The organism is Streptomyces sp. HUAS 31 (assembly GCF_028198125.1).
Classification (GTDB): Bacteria; Actinomycetota; Actinomycetes; order Streptomycetales; family Streptomycetaceae; genus Streptomyces; species Streptomyces chartreusis.
The window spans coordinates 5,359,508-5,379,979 of sequence record NZ_CP116353.1; the positions used below are offsets into that span (position 1 = coordinate 5,359,508).

The window sequence follows — 20,472 nt, forward strand, 5'->3', positions numbered from 1 at the left end:
GTCGGTCCTGTCGGTCCTGTCGGTCCTGTCGGTCCTGTACGGCGCCTACCCACTCAGGCGGGGGTGTCGTCGCTTTCGTCCTCGTCGTTTTCGGCCAGAACCGGCGAGGCGTGGTGGGACCACATCTTCCAGCCCTCGGTGGTGCGCCGGAACACGTTCGTGGCGACCACGAGCTGGCCGACGAGCGGGCCGAGCTCCTCGCCCGCGTCGGGCGCGGGGCCGCCGCTGAGGATGTTCTCGGTGCAGGTCACCAGGGCGGTGTCGCCGGTGACGGAGACGTGCACGTCGGTGAGGAAGAACTGGATGTAGTCAGTGTTCGCCATGATCAGCGCGTACGACCTGAGGACCTCGCCGCGTCCGGTGAGGACCGGCCAGCCAGGGTGCACGCAGGAGATCACGCCGGCGTCGGCCGGGTCGTGGTAGGTCTCGTCGACGCCGAGGTCGGTCGGGGTGAGCCAGAGCTTGGACAGCTGCTCGAAGTCGCCGCGCTCCACGGCCTCGTAGAAGGCGGTGTTGGCTGCCTCCACCTGTTCGACGTCGGTGTGGGGGGCGCTCACCGGGCTCCTTCAGAGCCGTGCGCGCCGCCGCGCCCGGCCTGCGCGCCGGGTGCGGTTCCGGCGTCGCGGGCCTCCTCGACGGCGCGGGTGACGCGCACAGCGTCCGCCGTGGCGCGTACTTCGTGGACGCGTACGGCCCATGCGCCGGCCTGGGCCGCGAGTGCCGACACGGCGGCCGTGGCGGCGTCGCGCTCCCGGGCGGGCGGCGGCTCGCCCTGCGGCCCGGCGAGTACGCGGCCGAGGAACCGCTTGCGGGAGGCGGCGACGAGGAGGGGGTGGCCGAGGGTGAGCAGCCGGTCGAGGTGGGCGAGGAGGACGAGGTCGTGCTCGGCGTCCTTGGAGAAGCCGAGGCCGGGGTCGACGACGACGCGGTCGGGGGCGATGCCGCCCTCCAGGACGGCCTCCACGCGTGCGTGGAGCTCCTCGACGACCTCGGCGACGACGTCGGCGTACACGCCCTTGACGTTCCCGCCGTCGAGGAAGCCGCGCCAGTGCATGACGACGAAGGGGGCGCCGGCGTCGGCGACGACGGGGATCATCGCGGGGTCGGCCAGGCCGCCGCTGACGTCGTTGACGAGGGCGGCGCCGGCGGCGAGGGCCTGCTCGGCGACGGAGGCGCGCACGGTGTCGACGGAGATCGTGACGCCCTCGGCGGCGAGGCCGCGGACGACGGGGATGACGCGGCGCAGTTCCTCGGCCTCGTCGACGCGGGTGGCGCCGGGGCGGGTGGACTCGCCGCCGACGTCGACCAGGTCGGCGCCCTCCTCGACCAGGGCGAGGCCGTGCTTGACGGCGGACGTCGTGTCGAACCAGCGGCCGCCGTCGGAGAAGGAGTCCGGGGTCACGTTGACGACTCCCATGACCGCGCACCGGTCCCACTGGGGGAGGCCCGCGACGCGCCCGCGTCCGCTCTGCTTGCTCATACGTTCAGCGTATGCGCTCCGCCGGGTGGGCCGAGCGCGCCACTGCCCCTAGGCCGCTTGGATGTCCCGTTCCGGCGCGCGGTGTGGGCAGGGGCGTCGCGTGGCCGTGCGGCGGCGCAGGAAGCGGGGCAGCGGCAGGGCCATGTTCACGAAGCCTTCCGCCTGCATGGCGGCGAGGCCGAGGCGGGGCAGGTCGGCCGAGGCGCGGTAGACCACGAAGCGGGGCTCCCAGCGGGGCTGGAACTTCGCGTTGAACTTGTACAGCGACTCGATCTGGAACCAGCGGGAGAGGAAGACCAGCAGTCCCCGCCAGGCGCGCAGCACGGGGCCCGCGCCGATCTTCTCCCCGCGTGCCAGGGCCGAGCGGAACATGGCGAAGTTGAGGGACACGCGCGCGATGTCGAACTTGGGGGCGGCCTGGAGGGCGGCCACGATCAGCAGTTCGTTCATGCCGGGGTCGGCCGCGCGGTCGCGGCGCATCAGGTCCAGCGAGACGCCGTCGGTGCCCCAGGGCACGAAGTGCAGGATCGCCTTGAGGTCGCCGTAGGGGCCCGGCTCGTCGTCCGCCTTGTGGGCGGTGGCGATCAGGCAGTCGCCGTCTGACGGGTCGCCGACGCGGCCGAGCGCCATGGAGAAGCCGCGCTCGGTGTCGGTGCCGCGCCAGTCCTCGGCGGCCTGGCGGATCCGCTCCAGCTCGGTCTCGCCGAGGTCACGGACACGGCGTACCCGGGTCTCGTAACCGGCGCGCTCGATGCGCTTGACCATCTGGCGCACATTGCGCATCGCGCGGCCGGCGAGCGAGAAATCCGGGACGTCCACCACCGCCTCGTCGCCCAGTTCGAGGGCGTCGAGCCCGGTCTCGCGGGTCCAGACCTCGGCACCGGTCTCGGAGCAGCCCATGACGGCGGGGGTCCAGGAGTGGGCCTTGGCCTCGTCCATGAAGCGTTCGATGGCGCCGGGCCAGGCCTCGACGTCGCCGATGGGGTCGCCGCTGGCGAGCATCACGCCGGAGACGACGCGGTAGGTGACCGCGGCCTTGCCGCTGGGGGAGAAGACGACGGCCTTGTCGCGGCGCAGCGCGAAGTGGCCGAGGGAGTCGCGGCCGCCGTGCTTGGCGAGCAGGGCGCGCAGCCGGGCCTCGTCGTCCTCGGTGAGGGCGGCGGCCGGGTGCTCGGGGCGGAAGGCCAGGTAGATGGTGGTGATCGCGGTGAGCAGGCCGAGGGCGCCGAGGGAGAAGGCGACCGTCCAGGAGGTGGTGCCCTGGTAGTCGACCGGGCCCTCGAAGCCGAACAGGCCGTACAGGACGTGGGTGATGCGGTCCGCCAGGCTCGGGTCGCCGACGAGGGTCTTGGGGTGGGCGCTGACGATGACCAGGCCGAGGGCGAGCGAACCGGCGCCCATGAGGACGAAGTTGGCGAGCGCGCGCCAGCGGCTGCGCGGGTCGGGCAGGGCCGCGAACTGGTCGCGGTGGCGCAGCAGGGGCGCGAGCAGCGCGAGGGAGATCAGGACGCCGATGACGGAGTGGCGGTAGGTGAACTGCGCCACCGCTCCGGCCGGCAGCAGGACGACGGCGGCGCGCCAGGCCCTGCGCTTGCCGCGCTTGAGGCCGTGCGCGAGCAGCAGCAACAGCACGCCGACGCTGAGCGAGAGGGCGGCCGCGAACGGGCCCGTCGCGCCCGGCAGCACCTCGGCGATGGCGTGCATACGGCTGTGCCGGAAGCGCGGGAAGACGCCGGCGGCGACGTCCAGCAGGCCGACCAGGGCGCAGGCCCTGCCGAGGAGGACGGGAACGGCCTCGGGGCGCGGGCCGCGCAGCACGTTCCGCACGCGGCTCGACAGATGCCCCAGCTGGGGAGATCGTTGAGGAACCTTGCCCGACATTTCCACATCTGTCCTGACAGACATCGCATCCCATTAGTTCTGCGAGAGACCTTGGATCCGGTGCCGATTCGGGCATCCGGCGACATTGCGCCCTCTAGGACGGTGTCTTGAGGGGAGAGGTTCACTCGGCTCCCCAAAACCGTTTCAAAGGCCAAGGAAAGTCCGGGGCAAGCCCTTGCGAAGGTGCGGGGGAGGCGACGCGTGGGGCAGGTGTCCGCGCCCGTGCTCCGGGCGGAAAGTGCGGGCAGGTAACCATCGATGGGTCTCACGAGCGACAAGGTGCTGGCGCTGGCGGTGCTCGCGGCTCTGGGGCTGTTCGTCGGCACGGTGTGGCTGTGGCCACGGCTGGCGCGGCGGGGCCCGCGGGCCGTCGCCGGGCGCGTCGGGCTGCTGCTTGCCACGCAGTTGGCGCTCTTCGTGTCGGTCGGGCTCCTCGCCAACCAGGCCTTCGGGTTCTACGCGAGCTGGGCCGACCTGTTCGGGCAGGAGAAGGACCAGGGCGTCGTCGTGGACCACGTGCCGGCGGGCGGGCCGCTGCGGGTCGCCGCGACGCGGCGGGTGCCGGGGGCGACGAGCGTCGGTCCGCAGCGCGGCGGCAGGATCGAGAAGGTCGACATCGTGGGCCGTACGACACGCATCGCTACGCCCGCGTATGTCTATCTGCCGCCCGAATACTTTCAGCCGGAATACCGGACGCGTACATTCCCCGCAGCCGTCGTCCTCACCGGCTATCCCGGTACGGCCCAGGCGCTGGTGGACAAGCTCGACTACCCGCGCATGGCCGCGCGGCTGGTCGGGGAAGGCCGTATGGAGCCGATGATCCTGGTGATGATGCGGCCCACCGTGGCCCCGCCGCGCGACACCGAATGCGTGGACATCCCCGGGGGCCCGCAGACCGAGACGTTCTTCGCGTCCGATCTCCCCGAGGCGGTGAGCGGCCACTACAGGGTCGGCGGTGATCCGGGCAGTTGGGGCATCATCGGCGACTCCACCGGCGGCTACTGCGCGCTGAAGCTCGCCATGCACCATCCGCGCGTGTACGCCGCCGGGGCGGGACTCTCCGCCTACTACAAGGCGCCGATCGACGCCACGACCGGCGATCTCTTCCACGGCGACGAGGAACTGCGCAATCGCGCGAACCTGTGGTGGTACCTCGCGCACATGCCCGCTCCGGACACTTCACTGCTCGTCAGCAGCAGCAAAGTTGGAGAATCCAACTACAAGGACACGTTGAAGTTCATTGAGCGTGTGAAGGCGACCGGGCTGACCCGGATCTCATCGATCGTCCTCGAAAGCGGAGGGCACAACTTCAACACCTGGCGGCGGGAGATTCCGGGGACGCTCGAGTGGATGAGCGGACGGCTGGACGGCAGGTGAGGTGGCCGATCCGGCTCTTTGATCTTGATTCGTGGCCAATTCGGTGACGGAACTGAATCCTGATGCCAAGTGAACGACTCGGGATGGCTGTCTTTTTACGGGGCGGGGCGCCAAGATTCGCCTACGCGCGGTAAGTTTCTGGCCATGCCACGTGGACGTCACCGCCATTCCCCGCCCTTGCACAGGATGCTGCCCCCGTCGGCCATCGCGGGCGTGTCCGTCGTCTGTGCGCTCGCCCCCTGGGTGTTCTCCCAAACCATGGCGTTGCGCGGCTTCGCCGCGGCCGCCGCGGCGACGGCGGTCGTGGGCGCGGTCGTCATGCGCCGCTGGGACACGCACGCGGGCAAGCAGGTCGCCGACCTCACGCGCGCGCGTGCCAGCGACGAGTGGCGGCACGAGGAGCGGGTCGCCGAACTGGAGGCCGACCTCGACGAGTCGCGCGAGCTGCGCGTCAAGCTCGAACAGCGGCTGCGCGGCAAGCGGGCCGAGCTCGCCGGGCTGCGCAACGAGCACGCCTCGCTGCTGCGGCGGTACGCCACGGCGGAGACCGAGCGCGCGACCGTCCTGGAGGAGCGCCGGGTTCTGGAGATAGAGGCCGCCGCGCCCGCGCGGGCGCTGCCGCCGGTACCGGAGCCGGGTGACGGCGAGGGAGAGGCCGCCGACGACGCCGCTGCCGAGTTCGCCGGTACCGCCGAGGAGGCGGGGGCTGTGGCTGCCCCGGCCGAGGCGGAGGGCGTGGACGGCACTGACGGCACGGAGAGCGTGGCGGTCGACGACGCCGCCGAGGCGATCCAGGACGACGAGGACGACGAGGACGACGAGGTCACGGAGGCCGCCGAAGAGGCGCCCGTGGACGCGAAGGTCTTCTCGCCGGAGGGTTCGCGGCTGTTCCTGCGGGCCAAGGCCGCGTTGGCGCGGTTCGACAAGGACGGCGAGCCGGAAGCGGACGGCGAGGTGAGGGACGAGGCGTCCGACGAGGACTCGCTGGAGGAGACGTCCGCCGAGGAGACGTTCGCCGAGGAGACGTTCGCCGAGGACGAGTCGCAGTCGCCTGTCGCTGAGTCGTCCGTGGATGAGGTGCCCTTGGGCGAGGTGTCGGAGGACGAGTCGGCCGCCGACCGGTCGGCCACCGAGGACGAGTCCGTGAAGGCGAAGGCCGCCAAGGACTCCGTGGAATCCAAGGACTCCGTGGACTCCAAGGAGGAGCCCTCCAAGGACGGGTCCCCGAAGAACGACCCCCCGAAGGGCGACGGCCCGTCCGGCGGCAGGCCGTTGAAGGACGCCTCGGGCGACGCCGAGGTGGAGGGGGCCGGCGCCTCCGAGACGGAGCCCGTGCTGGAGGACGACCCGCAGGGGAAGCCCGGGGCGGTCGACGGGCATGAGCACGCGGCCGCCGTCACCCCGGCAGGCGCCCTGGCCACGACCCGGCCGGCGCTGCCCGCCGCTCGGCGCCCCGCGGGGCACTTCATCGAGCCGACCGCGGTGGCCGTCGCACCGGCCGCGCCCGTACGGCGCCCGGCGGTCGAGGGCGGGTTCGACTTCTTCGGCACGAAGCAGGGCACGGAGCCGTCCGCGCTGGAGTCCGTGCAGAACGAGGACCTCGCCGACGTCGTCGGCCAGGAGGCCCTCGCGCTGCACAAGGCCGAGTCCGAGGCCGAGTTCAAGCCGGCCGACGAGGAGTCCCGGGGCATCGGCCAGGTCATCGACCTGACGGCGCACGACGAGACCGAGCAGATCGACATTCAGGGGCTGCGGAGCGCGGTTTCCTGACGCCGGACGGGCGACGGCTCGCTCACGCGGCCGCCGCCACCTTCCGGGACGACTCAGGCCCCGCACCTCCAGGGGACGGCACACGCCACCTCTCAGCCACGGCGCAGGGCACCTCCCGGAACGGCTCGCCCCCTCCCGGGACGGGCTCACGCCGCCTCCCGAGACAGGTTCACGCCCTCCGCCTCCAAAGGGCGCCCCACGGCCCCCTCCTGGGACGGGCTCACGCCGCCTCCCGAGACAGGCTCACGCCCTCCGCCTCCAAAGGGCGCCCCTCGGCCCCCTCCCGAGACAGGCTCACGCCCCCTCCCGGGACGGGCTCACGCCCCCTCCCGAGACAGGCTCACGCCCCCTACCGGGACAGGCTCACGCCCGCCTCCAAGGGGCGCCCCACGCCCCCTCCCCGGACCGCTCAGGCCATCCATCGATCCGGTCGGGCATCCCGCCGCCCCGTTCGGGATCGCTCCGCCTGGCCCCGGAGCAGCTCCGACGCCTCCTCGGCGTCCCGCAGACGGGCGGTGACCGTCTTGTTGGCCCCCGTGTCCACGTGGACGTCGGCGACGCCCCACAGGCGCTCCCAGGGGCCCTGGGCCAGTCGGACGCTCTGGACCTTTGCGTGCGGCACCAGGGCGAGGCTGCGGCGGAGCAGGCCCGTGCGGGCGGCGAACACCGCGTCCGTGACGGCGAGGCCGTAGCCGCGCCACCACAGCGGCACGCACCGGCCCGCACGGCGCGGCGGACGCGACAGGGACGCGCGGCTCGGGACCGTCACCCCGGGCAGCACGCGCGCGACGACCGACTCGGCGACCTCGCGCGGTGCCACCGGGAGCAGGAGCGAGTTGGCGGAGCCGGCCACGTCCAGTTCCACCCGCACCCAGCCGCGTCGTCGCCACAGCAGCGGCTCGACGATCCGTACCGTCTGCACACGGCCCGGCGGCACCGTCTCGTGGGCGCGGTCGAGGAGGCCGTGGTCGATGCGCAGACCGTCCTGCGACTCGCCCACCGTCCAGTCGTACTCGGTGACGAACCGCCCCACGCTGCTCGCCCCCGCCGCGCCGACCAGCGGGATCGCGGTGGCCAGGACCGTCCACGCGCTCCCGGTGACCAGCCACAGGACCGTCGGTACGACCAGCGCGGCGCCCAGCGTCGCCCAGGTCGCGCCGGTGAGGACGAGGGAGGTGGCGAGGACGCCCGGCGGTACCCGCAGGAGCTGCTGGGAGGGCGCCTCGCCGACCTCGTGCGCCGTCTCGGGGGCGAAACCGGCGGCGCGCGCGAGGAGTTCCGCACGCAGTGCGCGCGCTTCCTCCGCGCCCAGGAAGGCGAGCTCGTCCTTCTTGTCGGCGCCTATGACGTCCAGCTTCAGCTTCGCGACGCCTGCCACGCGCGCGAGGAGCGGCTGGGTGACGTCGATCGCCTGGATGCGTTCCAGGCGGATGTGCGCGGTGCGCCGGAACACCAGCCCGGTGCGGATCCGCAACTCCGCGTCGGTCACCGCGAAGTGCGTGTACCACCAGGTGAGGAAGCCGTACAGGGCGGCCGCCGGAAGCAGCACGGCGAGCGCGATCAGCAGCGTGGTCGTGGTCAGCCTGGTGAGCTGGCGCTGTGCCTGGTCCGGGTCGTGCACCGCCCAGCCGATCAGCACGGCCACCGGCGCCCACGCGCGCCTGAGCGGCGTCACGGGGTGCAGGCGCCGCTCGGACACCGGCGGCCGCTCGTCTACGGCGTCGCCGACCCCGGGCGTCGTCACAGGCCCGCCGATCGTGCCTCGCCGAGCTCGGTGAGCCGGTCGCGCAGCCGTTCCGCCTCCGCCGGATCGAGGCCCGGGATGGTCGCGTCGGTCGCGGCGGCCGCCGTGTGCAGCTGCACGCTGGCCAGCCCGAAGTGCCGCTCCACCGGACCCGAGGTGACCTCGACCAGTTGCATACGGCCGTACGGCACGACCGTCTCCTCGCGCCACAGCACGCCCCGGCTGATCAGCAGGTCGTCGGCGCGCTCGGCATAGCGCCACGACCGCCAGTTGCGGCCCAGCATCACCCAGCCCCACGCCATCAGCGCGAGCGGCAGCACCGAGAACGCCGCCCAGCCGGGCCCGGCGAGCAGCCCGAGCAGCAGTCCCAGGCCGATCGCCAGCAGTCCCAGCCACACCACCAGCAGCAGCCGGCGCATGCGCAGCAGGCCCGGCGGCAGGCCGGTCCACCCCGGCTCGTCCCCCGCCCGCTCGTCCCCCGCCGTTCCCGTGTTCTGTGGGCTCCCCGTCTCCATGGGGCCAGCGTACGTAGGAGAGACTGTGTCCATGACTCCTACGACGGAGACCATGGTCGGTATCGGCGGCGCCGCGGAGAGCACCGACATGGTGCTCAACATCGGTCCCCAGCACCCCTCCACGCACGGCGTGCTGCGTCTGAAGCTCGTGCTGGACGGCGAGCGCATCATCAGCGCGGAGCCGGTGATCGGCTACATGCACCGCGGCGCCGAGAAGCTCTTCGAGGCCCGCGACTACCGCCAGATCATCATGCTCGCCAACCGCCACGACTGGCTGTCGGCGTTCTCCAACGAGCTGGGCGTCGTCCTCGCCGTCGAGCGCATGCTCGGCATGGAGGTGCCCGAGCGGGCCGTGTGGACGCGCACGCTGCTCGCCGAGCTCAACCGGGTGCTCAACCACCTGATGTTCCTCGGGTCGTACCCGCTGGAGCTTGGCGGGATCACGCCGATCTTCTACGCCTTCACGGAGCGCGAGGAGCTCCAGCACGTGATGGAGGAGGTCTCCGGCGGGCGGATGCACTACATGTTCAACCGGGTCGGCGGCCTCAAGGAGGACCTGCCGGCCGGGTGGACCACACGCGCGCGTACGGCCGTCGCCGACGTGCGTTCCCGCATGGACCGCTTCGACGACCTGGTCCTCGGCAACGAGATCTTCCGGGGGCGCACGCGAGGCGTGGGCGCTCTCACTCCGGAGGCCGTGCACGCGTACGGCGTGAGCGGGCCGATCGCGCGCGCCTCGGGCGTCGACTTCGACCTGCGCCGGGACGAGCCCTACCTCGCCTACGGCGAGCTGGGGGACGTCCTGCGCGTGGTGACCCGGCAGGAGGGCGACTGCCTCGCCCGCTTCGAGTGCCTGCTGGAGCAGACCCACGTCGCCCTCGACCTCGCCGACGCCTGCCTCGACCGGCTCGCCGAGCTGGCGCCGGGGCCGATCAACCAGCGGCTGCCCAAGGTGCTGAAGGCGCCCGAGGGCCACACGTACGCGTGGACCGAGAACCCGCTCGGCATCAACGGCTACTACCTCGTCAGCAAGGGCGAGAAGACCCCGTACCGGCTGAAGCTGCGCTCCGCGTCGTACAACAACATCCAGGCGCTGGTCGAGCTGCTGCCGGGGACGCTGGTCGCGGACATGGTGGCGATCCTGGGGTCGATGTTCTTCGTGGTCGGCGACATCGACAAGTAGGCGGCAAGCAGGCGGCCCGTCAGTCCGTCGGGCCGCCGCCCGGCTCCTGGGCCAGTACGTTCGGAATTCCAACCGACTGCAGGAGCCAGCCGAAGTCACCCAGCCCGCCCGTCGCCGTCAGCTCGGCGGCCTCGCCCGCGCCCGCGAGGGCCCGCACGTACTCCGCCGGGCGCGTCGAGGCCAGCTCAAGCGGGGGGCGTGCGCCCGAGACGCCCAGCGCCTGCAGGGCGGCGCGCTGGGTCAGCAGGACCGCTCCGGGCAGGGCGCAGGCGTCCAGTGCCACATGGGCCGTGATGTCGCACGAACCGTCCGGGACGGGCGCCGTCTCGCGGCCCTCGCGGAAGCCGGTGAGGGTGCCGAAGGGCGGTCGGGCCGTCGCCGAGTGCGCGTAGTCCACTGCGACCGCGAGGCCCCGGTCCAGCGTCCCGGCCGCGGCGGCCCAGGCCTCGTCCCGCGGCAGGCCGATCTCGGCCCGCGTCCCCCGGGCGCCCCCCGACGGCCACCACCGCTCAAGCCACCGCGCCTCCGCCCCGGCGACCGGCTCCCCGAGGCGTTCGGTGCCGTCGCGCCGCACGAGGACCCGGCGCGGTACGCCCGCGGAGTCGACCTCGGCGACGTCCACGGGCACGTTGTCCAGCCACTCGTTGGCGAACAGCAGGCCCGTGATCCGCGGCGGCGGCTCCGGCAGCCACTCGATCCGGTGATCCAGGGCCTGCGGGCGGCCGGCGATCTCGACGGCGCACGCACGCGTGCGTGCCGCCACCTCGGCGGGCAGGGCGGCCAGGACGCCCGTGATCAGCTCGCCGCGTCCGGCGGCCATGTCGACGAAGTCGAGCCGCGCGGGACGGCCGAGGGCCTCGTCGACGCGGCACAGCAGCCGGGCCACGGCGGCGGCGAAGAGCGGCGAGGCGTGGACGGACGTACGGAAGTGCCCGGCCGGTCCCTCGGGGCGGCGGTAGAAGCCGTCCGGCCCGTAGAGTGCGGCTTCCGCTGCCGCGCGCCACCCGTGCCACTCACCCGTCGCCTCTGCTGTCACCGGCCCAGGCTAAGCGCACGGAAGAACACAGCCTCCACCTTGGGGAGTACGCGCGCGGGGTGCGGATCGGCCCTCCGGTTGACCCCTGCACACATCTCGCTTCCCTACGCTGGGTTACGTGCAGCGCCTCTACGACTTCATCCGCAGACACCCGACATGGGTCGACAGCTTCTGGGCCGTCTTCCTCCTCGGGATCTCTGTGGTCACCGTGGCCGTCCGCGACGAGGGCGGACAGAACCCTCCGGGCACGGACTCGGAGGCGGCCATCGTCGTGATGGTCGTCCTGTTGTGCCTGGTGATCGCGCTGCGCCGGCGGATGCCGGAGAAGATGCTGCTGCTGGCCATCGGAGTGGGGCTGGCACAGCTGGCCCTCGACGTGGCGACGACACCGGCCAACTTCGCCTTCCTGGTGATCACCTACACCGTGGCCGCCACCGGCGCCCGCTGGGCCTCTAGGACCGCGCTGGGCGTCGGCCTGTGCGCGGCGCCCCTGGCACAGCTGCGCTGGCCGGAGAGAGACTCCAGCGTCCTGGGCAACATCGCCCTGATGATCTTCCTGACGGTGCCGTTCGCGCTCGCCTGGGTCCTCGGCGACTCGATCCGCACCCGCCGCGCCTACTACGAGCAGCTGGAGGAGCGCGCGACCCGGCTCGAAAAGGAGCGCGAGGCGCAGGCCAAGGTCGCGGTCGCCGCCGAACGCGCCCGGATCGCACGCGAGCTGCACGACGTCGTCGCGCACAACGTCTCCGTGATGGTGGTGCAGGCCGACGGCGCCGCCTACGTCCTCGACGCCGCCCCCGACCAGGCCAAGAAGGCCCTGGAGACCATCTCCTCCACCGGCCGCCAGGCCCTCGCCGAGATGCGCCGCCTGCTCGGCGTGCTGCGCACCGGCGAGCACCAGGAGGGCGGCGAGTACGTCCCGCAGCCCGACGTCGAGCAGATCGACGAGCTCGTCCAGCAGTGCCGCACCTCCGGCCTGCCGGTCGACTTCAAGGTCGAGGGCACCCCGCGCCCGCTGCCCAGCGGCGTCGAGCTCACGGCGTACCGCATCGTGCAGGAGGCGCTCACCAACACCCGCAAGCACGGCGGGCCGAACGCCGGCGCCAGCGTGCGCCTGGTCTACTTCGACGACGGTCTCGGCCTGCTCGTCGAGGACGACGGCAAGGGCGCCCCGCACGAGCTGTACGAGGACGGCGGCGCCGACGGCAGCGGGCACGGCCTGATCGGGATGCGGGAGCGGGTCGGCATGGTCGGCGGCACGCTGGACGCGGGGCCGCGTCCGGGCGGAGGATTCCGCATCAGTGCGCTGCTGCCGCTCAAACCAGCACACTGACCTCTGAGCCATGCCCCTTGTTGACACCTGTAACGGCCCTGTAGACGCATACGGAAGAGACGGAAGAGGACCCCGATGGCGATCCGCGTGATGCTCGTCGACGACCAGGTGCTGCTGCGCACCGGGTTCCGGATGGTGCTCGCCGCCCAGCCGGACATGGAGGTCGTCGCGGAGGCGGGCGACGGCGTCGAGGCCCTCCAGGTGCTGCGCTCGACCGCCGTGGACGTCGTGCTGATGGACGTGCGCATGCCGAAGCTGGACGGCGTGGAGACCACCCGCCGCATCTGCGAGGAGGCCGAGCCGCCCAAGGTGCTGATCCTGACCACCTTCGACCTCGACGAGTACGCCTTCTCCGGGCTGAAGGCGGGCGCCTCCGGCTTCATGCTCAAGGACGTGCCGCCCGGCGAGCTGCTCGCCGCCATCCGCTCGGTGCACAGCGGCGACGCGGTCGTCGCCCCGTCCACCACCCGGCGCCTGCTGGACCGGTTCGCGCCGATGCTGCCGTCCGCCGGCAAGGAGCCCCAGCACAAGGAGCTGGAGCGGCTCACCGACCGGGAACGCGAGGTCATGGTGCTGGTCGCGCAGGGGCTGTCCAACGGGGAGATCGCCGCCCGCCTTGTGCTGTCCGAGGCGACCGTGAAGACCCACGTCGGCCGCATCCTGACCAAGCTGGGGCTGCGCGACCGGGTGCAGGTGGTGGTCCTGGCCTACGAGACCGGGCTGGTCCGCGCCGGCGGGCACGGCTGACGCGGCACGGGGGCGTGACCCCGGCGTGACCGGTGCCCACTAGGGTCTGCGCATGCTCCTGTGGATCAACGGCCCCTTCGGGGGCGGCAAGACACAGACCGCACACGAGATCCAGCGCCGTCTGCCCGGCAGCGTCATCTGCGACCCGGAGCACGCCGGGTTCGGGCTGCGCCGCACGCTCCCGCCCGAACTGCGCGGTGACTTCCAGGACTTGACGGCCTGGCGGCAGGGCGTCGTCGAGGTGCTCGACCTCGCGCTCGCCAAGCACGACGGCGTGGTCATCGCCCCCATGACGGTCACGAACTCCGACTACTTCGCCGAGACGGTCGGCCGGCTCGGCGAACTCGGCCACGACGTACGGCACTTCAGCCTCCTCGCCCAGCGCGAGACAGTCCTGAAGCGGCTGCGCGAGCGCGGCTTCGGGCACCTCCTTCAGCGCGTCGCCGGGAAGAACGCCGGGCTGCGCCGGGAGAGCTGGGCCGTGCGGCAGCTCGACCACTGCCTGGAGCGGTTGCGCGAGCCGGAGTTCGCCGAGCACCTGTGGACGGACCACTCGACCGTGCCGAAGACGGCGGACCGCATCGCCGTGCTGGCCGGACTGCGGCTTCGGCCCAACAACGAGGGCGCGCTGCGGACGCGGCTGCGGCAGGCCGGAGTGGGGATCAGACACATCCGGTTCGACTGAGCCCCGGGGCGGGCTGCCGTCGGCGGATGCCCTAGAGCTCCGATTCGGGCCGCTGTCGGCGGATGCCCTGGAGCTCCGATTCGGGCCGCTGTCGGCGGATGCCCTGGAGTTCCGATTCGGGCCGCTACCTGAGGATGCCCTCCAGGAAGTCGCTGCCCAGCCGGGCCACCACCGTCACGTCCAGCTGGTGCAGGACGTACCGGCCGCGGCGGCGGGTGGTGACCAGGCCCGCCTTCTTCAGGACGCTCAGGTGCCGGGATATCTCCGGTGCCGTCATGCCGTGCACCTGCGCCAGCTCGCCGGTGGTGTAGGCGCTGCGGGCGAGGTGGCGGCAGATGCGCATCCGCACGGGGTGGGAGAGCGCGGTCATCCGCAGGGCCAGCTGCTCGACCGAGGGCGGCGCGGCGAGCTCGGGGGAGCCGACCGGGTAGTGCAGCACCGGCTGCCAGTCGTGGCGGTGCAGGACCATCAGGTGCGGCCAGCCCAGGCTCGTCGGGACGAGGAGGAGGCCGCCGTCCCCGACGGCCGTGTGGCCCTCGCCCAGCTTGTCGACGGTGATCCGCGCGGCCGGCTCGTCCAGGGTCACCGCCGGGGACACCGCGGCCAGCGCCTCCGCGAGGCCCTTGTGCCGCAGCAGGTCCGTCTTGTGGCGGGCGTCGTTCGACAGCTGGTGCCGCAACCGGGACCAGGCCTCCGCGAAGAACGCCTCGTCGCAGTCCTGGAGGAACTGCCGCAGCCAGGCCCTGATCCGCGGCGGGTCGACGAGCAGCCGCTCACTGAACCGCAGCTGCCGCGGCCCGCGCGCGGCGGCGAGGTCCAGCGCCCGGTGCCGCACCTCGGGGTCGGACAGCGCGTCCGGCCCGCCGGTGCTGTACGGCAGGGCGCAGGTGAACTCCAGGGCCGCGTCCACGAACTGCTCGTCCGTGAGCTTGTCCAGCTGGTCGAGCTCCTCCGCGAGCGTGGCGCCCGGGAGGGTGCTGCGGCCCGGGATGCCGGCGAAGGGCATGAACAGGTCGGAGAAGGTCGTCCGCCACAGGAAGTCGGCCTCGCACATCCGGTCGGCCAGATGGGAGTCCAGCCGGGCCGTCACGCCCGTCACCCAGCCCTGGAGGCCCGGGTGGTGCCCCGGCTCCGACAGCGCGTGCAGCGCCATGCCGAGCTCGGCCAGGGGCGAGGGCACGACGGCGAGCCTCTCCGGCCGCAGCCCCGCGATGTCGATGGTCACGCTCATGTACTTCATGGTGCACCCCGCCACTGACAACGCCGTCGCCGATTGACGGCCGCCGTCAATCGACGCGACGCGGCGGCGGCACCGGGCGCAGCCTGGGACGACCGGGGCAACCGCGGAGCCCGATCACCCACCCACGTCATGTCTCCTACGTCCCGAGAAGGCGATCAGCCATGAGCATCACCCAGCACTACCTCCTCGACACCTACCGTGCCCGGCAGCAGGGCGAGGCGGCCCCTCCGGCGCCCGGCGCCCACGACTGGCAGGTCATGCGCGAGATCCGCGACCACCGGCGGTTCAGGGCCGTCGTCGCCGGCCGCCCGGCCCACGGGCGGATACGGCACGCCCTGGGGCGGTGGCTGCACGGGCGACCGCGCTCTACCTGGTGACCTCCTCGGTCAGCAGGGCCACGAAGCGGGCGACGGACTCCCGTACGTCGGCGGCCGTCCACTCCAGCCCCGCGGCCCGTACGTAGACCTCCGTGAAGGCCAGCCCGGGGCCTTTGGCCTCCCAGCCGCCTGCGAACAGCACGGTCTTCGTCACCTCGGCGTGCCGGATCGCGGCCTCGGCGACGACGTCGGCGTCGTAGGGCAGCCAGACCTGGAACTCGTTCGTGTGCGGCGGCTCGGGGTGGATCCGCATCCACGGCACTCCGGCGGCCGCGAACCCCTCGCGCAGCGCGGCGGCCACCACGCGCGCGTGGGCGACGTACTCGGGCAGCCGGGGCAGCTCCCGCTCCAGGCCGGCCAGCGCCGACAGCGCGGTCGGGAACTGCTGGAAGACCATGCCGCCGTACCGGTGCCGCCAGGCCTTCGCCTCGTCCACCAGCGTCTTCGGACCGGCGAGGGCCGCGCCGCCGAAGCCGTCGAGGGACTTGTAGAACGACACGTACACGCTGTCCGAGAGGTCCGCGATCTCCTCCAGGGAGCGGTCGAAGTGGACCGTGGACTCCCACAGGCGGGCACCGTCGAAGTGCACCACCGCCTCCCGCTCGCGTGCCGCCTCGACCACCTCCGTGAGCTCCTGCCACGTCGGCAGCACGAAACCGGCGTCCCTGAGAGGCAGTTCGAGCATCAGCGCCCCGAAGGGCTCGTCGAAGTCCCGTACCTCGGCGGCGGTCGGCAGCCGCGGCTCGCTCGTCACACGGACCGGGCGCAAGCCGCTGACCTGGCTGAACGCGTTCCGCTCATGCATCTCGGGGTGCGCCAGCGCATGCAGCGCGACGGTCGGGTTCCCGGTACGGCCCGCCCAGCAGCGCAGGGCCACCTGCTGGGCCATGGTGCCGGTCGGGAAGAACGCGGCCGCCTCCTTGCCGAGCAGGGCGGCGGTCTTCTCCTCCAGGGCCTCGACGATGCCGTCGCCGTAGAGGTCCGACGGCGTGTCCAGGTCGTGCAGGTCCAGCGCACGCGCTTCGTCCAGCAGCGCCAGGCGCTCGCGGAGGGTCCCCAGGAAGCCGGGGCGCGCGAGTACGCGCCGCGCGCTCCGGTAGGCGGCGATGCGCCGCTCACGGCGCTGCTTGCGCCGCTCGTCGTCCGACACCTGCTCGTCCGACAATTGCTCGCCGGGATCCGCCCCTGCCCTCGCCCCTGCCCCCTGTCCGCCCCGCTCCGCCCGCTGCCGGTCGCTCCGCTCCGCCGTATCGCTCATGCCCGGGATCATCCCGTGCCCCCACCTGCGCGGGCATCCGCATTTCCCGCCGCGGCCCGCTCGAATCGTCCGCGCCGGAAGGCGTGGCGAAACCCACAGCCTGTGGACAACCGAACGCCTCTCGAACCAATCGCGTTAACATGACGAGAAATCGTCCGGTACCCCGAGCGGACTGGAACGGGAAGGCCGCCGTCGCGTGAGTACAAGCCAACAGCCAGATCCCAGGGACCGCCCCGCGCGGCTCTCCGTCGGTGTCGTCGGCGCCGGCCGGGTGGGCCCCGCGCTCGCCGCGTCCCTCCAGCTCGCCGGACACCGCCCGGTGGCCGTCTCCGGAGTCTCCGACGCCTCCCGGCGACGGGCCGAGCGGATGCTCCCCGACGTGCCGATGGTGCCGCCCGCCGAAGTGCTCGCGCGCGCCGAACTGGTGCTGCTGACCGTCCCCGACGACGTCCTGCCCGGCCTCGTCGAGGGCCTCGCCGAGACCGGTGCCGTCAAGCCCGGCCAGCTGCTGGTGCACACCTCCGGGCGGTACGGCGCCAAGGTCCTGGACCCCGCGCTGCGCGCGGGCGCGCTGCCGCTGGCCCTGCACCCGGCGATGACCTTCACCGGCACACCCGTGGACGTCCAGCGCCTCGCCGGCTGCTCCTTCGGCGTCACCGCGCCCGAGGAACTGAGGCTGGCCGCCGAGGCCCTCGTCATCGAGATGGGCGGCGAGCCGGAGTGGATCGCCGAGGAGCGGCGCCCGCTCTATCACGCGGCTCTCGCGCTGGGCGCCAACCACCTGATCACGCTCGTCGCCCAGTCCATGGACCTGCTGCGCGAGGCGGGCGTCGCCGCCCCCGACCGCATGCTCGGCCCGCTGCTCGGCGCCGCCCTCGACAACGCCCTGCGCTCCGGCGACGCCGCCCTGACCGGCCCTGTCGCGCGCGGGGACGCGGGCACCGTCGCCGCGCACGTCAGCGAGCTGCGCCGGCACGCCCCGCAGACCGTCGCCGGCTATCTCGCCATGGCCCGCGCGACCGCCGACCGCGCCCTCGCCCACGGCCTGCTCAAGCCGGAACTCGCCGAGGACCTCCTCGGGGTACTCGCCAACGGAACCAGTGGCGGCAACGGGACCAACGGCGCCGAGGGAGACGCCCGATGACCTCCACCCTGCGCACCGCCGCCGAACTGCACGCACGCACGCGTGCCGGCCGCCGCGCCGTAGTGATGACCATGGGCGCCCTGCACGAGGGTCACGCCACCCTGGTCCGCACCGCACGCGCGATCGCCGGAGCGGACGGCGAAGTCGTCGTCACCGTGTTCGTGAACCCCTTGCAGTTCGGCCAGGGCGAGGACCTCGACCGCTACCCGCGCACCCTGGAAGCCGACGTCAAGATCGCCGAACAGGCCGGGGCGGACGTCGTGTTCGCGCCCGCCGTCGACGAGGTCTACCCCGGCGGCGAGCCCCAGGTCCGCATCAGCGCCGGCCCCATGGGCGAGCGCCTGGAGGGCGGCTCGCGCCCCGGCCACTTCGACGGCATGCTCACCGTCGTCGCCAAGCTGCTGCACCTCACCCGGCCCGACGTCGCCCTGTTCGGCCAGAAGGACGCCCAGCAGCTCGCGCTGATCCGCCGCATGGTCCGCGACCTGAACTTCGGCGTCGAGATCGTCGGCGTGCCCACCGTGCGCGAGGAGGACGGCCTCGCCCTCTCCAGCCGCAACCGCTACCTCTCGCCCAAGGAGCGCCGCACGGCCCTCGCGCTGTCCCAGGCCCTGTTCGCCGGCAGCGACCGGCACGCCGCCCAGGAGGCGCTGCGCGCACGCGCACGTGAAGTGCCCGCCACGCGTGCGCGTGCCGAGGCGCTCAGCGCCATAGGGGAGTCCCGCGCCGCGGCCGACGCACACGCCGTCGCCAAGGCCGTCCCCGGCGCCGCGGCCGCCGTCCGCGCCGCCGCCCGCCTGGTCCTGGACGAGGCCGCCCGCCTCGACCCGCCGCTCGAACTGGACTACCTCGCCCTCGTCGACCCGTCCGACTTCACGGAGATCACCGACCACGAGGACGAGTACATCGGCGAGGCCGTTCTCGCCGTCGCCGCCCGGGTCGGCACGACCCGGCTGATCGACAACATCCCCCTGACCTTCGGAGCCGCCTCGTGACCAGCACAGGCATACGACTGCACGCGCCCGCGCCCGGGTGGTCCATCGCCGCGGACGTCGTGGTCGTCGGCTCCGGCGTCGCCGGCCTCACCGCCGCCCTGCGCTGCGAGGCCGCCGGGCTGAAGACCGTCGTCGTCACCAAGGCCCGCCTCGACGACGGCTCCACGCGCTGGGCCCAGGGCGGCATCGCCGCCGCACTCGGCGAGGGCGACACCCCCGAACAGCACCTGGACGACACCCTGGTCGCGGGCGCGGGCCTGTGCGACGAGAACGCGGTTCGCATCCTCGTCACCGAGGGCCCCGACGCCGTACGCCGTCTCATCGAGACCGGCGCCCACTTCGACGAGTCGGAGGAAGGCGGCCTGGAGCTCACCCGCGAGGGAGGCCACCACCGCCGCCGTATCGTCCACGCGGGCGGCGACGCGACGGGAGCGGAGATCTCCCGCGCGCTCGTGGAGGCGGTACGCGCGCGTGGAGTGCGCACGATCGAGAACGCCCTCGTCCTCGACCTCCTCACGGACGCCGAGGGCCGTACGGCGGGCGTAACCCTGCACGTCATGGGCGAGGGCCAGCACGACGGCGTGGGAGCGGTCCACGCACCGGCCGTGGTCCTGGCGACCGGCGGTATGGGCCAGGTCTTCTCGGCGACGACGAACCCGTCGGTGTCGACGGGCGACGGCGTGGCCTTGGCGCTGCGCGCCGGCGCCGAGGTGAGCGACCTGGAGTTCGTCCAGTTCCACCCCACGGTCCTGTTCCTGGGCGCGGATGCGGAGGGCCAGCAGCCCTTGGTCTCCGAGGCGGTACGAGGCGAGGGCGCCCACCTGGTCGATGCAGACGGCGTCCGTTTCATGCTGGGACAGCACGAACTCGCCGAACTGGCGCCCCGGGACATCGTCGCCAAGGGCATCATGCGACGCATGCTGGAGCAGGACGCGGAACACATGTTCCTCGACGCCCGCCACTTCGGCGCCGACATGTGGGAGCACCGCTTCCCGACGATCCTCGCCGCCTGCCGGGCGAACGGCATCGACCCGGTCACCACCCCCATCCCGATCGCCCCGGCCGCCCACCACGCCTCCGGCGGCGTACGCACCGACTCCCAGGGCCGTACGACCGTCCCCGGCCTGTACGCGTGCGGAGAGGTCGCCTGCACCGGCGTGCACGGCGCCAACCGCCTGGCCTCCAACTCACTCCTCGAAGGCCTGGTCTACGCCGAGCGCATCGTGGAGGACATCGCGGCGGCCCGGGCGGCGAACGGCCTGCACGCACGCGTGCCGCACCCGGTGCCGTACCCCGAGACCCCCGAACACCCGCTGCTGGCTCCCGAGGCCCGCTTCGCGATCCAGCGGACGATGGCAGACGGCGCCGGAGTCCTGCGCTCGGCCGAGTCCCTCGCCAAGGCCGCCGACCAGCTCCAGCACCTGCGCACCGAGGCCCGCGACACCCTCACCCAGAACGGCAAGACGGCCGAGCCCGGCGTCGACACCTGGGAGGCCACGAACCTCCTCTGCGTGGCCCGGGTCCTGGTGGCCGCGGCACAACTCCGCGAGGAGACCCGGGGCTGCCACTGGCGCGAGGACGAGCCCGACCGCGACGACACGTCATGGCGCCGCCACATCGTCGTACGCCTGAACCCCGACCGCACACTGGCCGTGCACACCACAGACACCGCAGACTTCCCCCCGACCCGTCCCCAGGAGCAGTGAC

General features: G+C 72.9%; 18 protein-coding genes. 10 read left to right on the plus strand and 8 right to left on the minus strand.

Annotated elements, in window-relative coordinates; all coding sequences use genetic code 11:
• Positions 1-53: 53 nt before the first annotated feature.
• From PGH47_RS23940 to PGH47_RS23950, 3 genes are read right to left on the minus strand one after another with little or no spacing between them, the layout of a single operon-like run.
• Positions 54-557, minus strand: coding sequence for a nuclear transport factor 2 family protein (locus PGH47_RS23940; RefSeq protein ID WP_107904543.1), 504 nt, complete (start codon positions 555-557; stop codon positions 54-56).
• Positions 554-1,480 (minus strand): dihydropteroate synthase, encoded by a 927-nt coding sequence (gene folP, locus PGH47_RS23945; RefSeq protein ID WP_271665155.1) that lies wholly within the window; start codon positions 1,478-1,480, stop codon positions 554-556. The genes PGH47_RS23940 and folP overlap by 4 nt, the downstream gene beginning before the upstream one ends.
• Positions 1,481-1,528: 48 nt before the next feature.
• The gene (locus tag PGH47_RS23950) at positions 1,529-3,361 is read right to left on the minus strand and encodes a phosphatidylglycerol lysyltransferase domain-containing protein (RefSeq protein WP_271665156.1); all 1,833 of its coding nucleotides are present in this window, start codon (positions 3,359-3,361) and stop codon (positions 1,529-1,531) included.
• 258 nt (positions 3,362-3,619) lie between these two features.
• On the opposite strand from PGH47_RS23950, the gene PGH47_RS23955 reads away from it, so the two are divergent.
• On the plus strand, positions 3,620-4,738 hold the full coding sequence (locus PGH47_RS23955; protein WP_271665157.1) for an alpha/beta hydrolase: 1,119 nt from the start codon (positions 3,620-3,622) through the stop codon (positions 4,736-4,738).
• 144 nt (positions 4,739-4,882) lie between these two features.
• Positions 4,883-6,508, plus strand: a complete 1,626-nt coding sequence (locus PGH47_RS23960) for a hypothetical protein (RefSeq protein WP_271665158.1) — start codon at positions 4,883-4,885, stop codon at positions 6,506-6,508.
• A gap of 409 nt (positions 6,509-6,917) precedes the next feature.
• Here PGH47_RS23960 and PGH47_RS23965 read toward each other — a convergent pair whose 3' ends face one another.
• The gene (locus PGH47_RS23965) at positions 6,918-8,252 is read right to left on the minus strand and encodes a PH domain-containing protein (RefSeq protein ID WP_271665159.1); all 1,335 of its coding nucleotides are present in this window, start codon (positions 8,250-8,252) and stop codon (positions 6,918-6,920) included.
• Positions 8,249-8,767 carry a PH domain-containing protein gene (locus PGH47_RS23970; protein ID WP_126899274.1) on the minus strand — a complete coding sequence of 173 codons (519 nt, stop codon included), beginning with the start codon at positions 8,765-8,767 and terminating at the stop codon, positions 8,249-8,251. Before PGH47_RS23970 ends, PGH47_RS23965 begins: the two co-directional genes overlap by 4 nt.
• Positions 8,768-8,798: 31 nt before the next feature.
• On the opposite strand from PGH47_RS23970, the gene PGH47_RS23975 reads away from it, so the two are divergent.
• A complete protein-coding gene (locus PGH47_RS23975) occupies positions 8,799-9,950 on the plus strand; it encodes an NADH-quinone oxidoreductase subunit D (protein WP_126899275.1) in 1,152 nt (383 codons plus the stop codon).
• A gap of 19 nt (positions 9,951-9,969) precedes the next feature.
• On the opposite strand, the gene PGH47_RS23980 is transcribed toward PGH47_RS23975, so the two are convergent.
• A complete protein-coding gene (locus PGH47_RS23980) occupies positions 9,970-10,986 on the minus strand; it encodes an SAM-dependent methyltransferase (RefSeq protein ID WP_271665160.1) in 1,017 nt (338 codons plus the stop codon).
• A gap of 118 nt (positions 10,987-11,104) precedes the next feature.
• On the opposite strand from PGH47_RS23980, the gene PGH47_RS23985 reads away from it, so the two are divergent.
• From PGH47_RS23985 to PGH47_RS23995, 3 genes are all read left to right on the plus strand, one after another.
• Positions 11,105-12,319: a sensor histidine kinase gene (locus PGH47_RS23985; protein ID WP_271665161.1), complete on the plus strand. Its 1,215-nt coding sequence runs from the start codon at positions 11,105-11,107 to the stop codon at positions 12,317-12,319.
• Between the two features lie 75 nt (positions 12,320-12,394).
• The gene (locus tag PGH47_RS23990; protein ID WP_107904526.1) at positions 12,395-13,066 is read left to right on the plus strand and encodes a response regulator; all 672 of its coding nucleotides are present in this window, start codon (positions 12,395-12,397) and stop codon (positions 13,064-13,066) included.
• A 52-nt stretch (positions 13,067-13,118) separates the two neighbouring features.
• Positions 13,119-13,751, plus strand: a complete 633-nt coding sequence (locus tag PGH47_RS23995) for an AAA family ATPase (RefSeq protein ID WP_271665162.1) — start codon at positions 13,119-13,121, stop codon at positions 13,749-13,751.
• 124 nt (positions 13,752-13,875) lie between these two features.
• On the opposite strand, the gene PGH47_RS24000 is transcribed toward PGH47_RS23995, so the two are convergent.
• Positions 13,876-14,982: a DUF5937 family protein gene (locus PGH47_RS24000; protein ID WP_271665163.1), complete on the minus strand. Its 1,107-nt coding sequence runs from the start codon at positions 14,980-14,982 to the stop codon at positions 13,876-13,878.
• A gap of 170 nt (positions 14,983-15,152) precedes the next feature.
• Between PGH47_RS24000 and PGH47_RS24005 the strand changes: the two genes are divergently transcribed.
• Complete coding sequence (locus PGH47_RS24005) at positions 15,153-15,368, plus strand: hypothetical protein (RefSeq protein WP_271665164.1); 216 nt, start codon at positions 15,153-15,155, stop codon at positions 15,366-15,368.
• Here PGH47_RS24005 and PGH47_RS24010 read toward each other — a convergent pair.
• Positions 15,358-16,626, minus strand: coding sequence for a threonine aldolase family protein (locus tag PGH47_RS24010; protein WP_271665165.1), 1,269 nt, complete (start codon positions 16,624-16,626; stop codon positions 15,358-15,360). The two genes, PGH47_RS24005 and PGH47_RS24010, sit on opposite strands and share 11 nt — an antisense overlap.
• A gap of 196 nt (positions 16,627-16,822) precedes the next feature.
• On the opposite strand from PGH47_RS24010, the gene PGH47_RS24015 reads away from it, so the two are divergent.
• The 3 genes from PGH47_RS24015 to PGH47_RS24025 are packed head-to-tail and all read left to right on the plus strand — an operon-like array spanning position 16,823 to position 20,471.
• Positions 16,823-17,770 (plus strand): Rossmann-like and DUF2520 domain-containing protein, encoded by a 948-nt coding sequence (locus PGH47_RS24015; RefSeq protein ID WP_271665166.1) that lies wholly within the window; start codon positions 16,823-16,825, stop codon positions 17,768-17,770.
• Positions 17,767-18,765, plus strand: coding sequence for a pantoate--beta-alanine ligase (gene panC / locus PGH47_RS24020; RefSeq protein WP_271665167.1), 999 nt, complete (start codon positions 17,767-17,769; stop codon positions 18,763-18,765). The genes PGH47_RS24015 and panC overlap by 4 nt, the downstream gene beginning before the upstream one ends.
• Positions 18,762-20,471, plus strand: a complete 1,710-nt coding sequence (locus tag PGH47_RS24025) for an L-aspartate oxidase (RefSeq protein WP_271665168.1) — start codon at positions 18,762-18,764, stop codon at positions 20,469-20,471. The genes panC and PGH47_RS24025 overlap by 4 nt, the downstream gene beginning before the upstream one ends.
• Position 20,472: the final 1 nt, after the last annotated feature.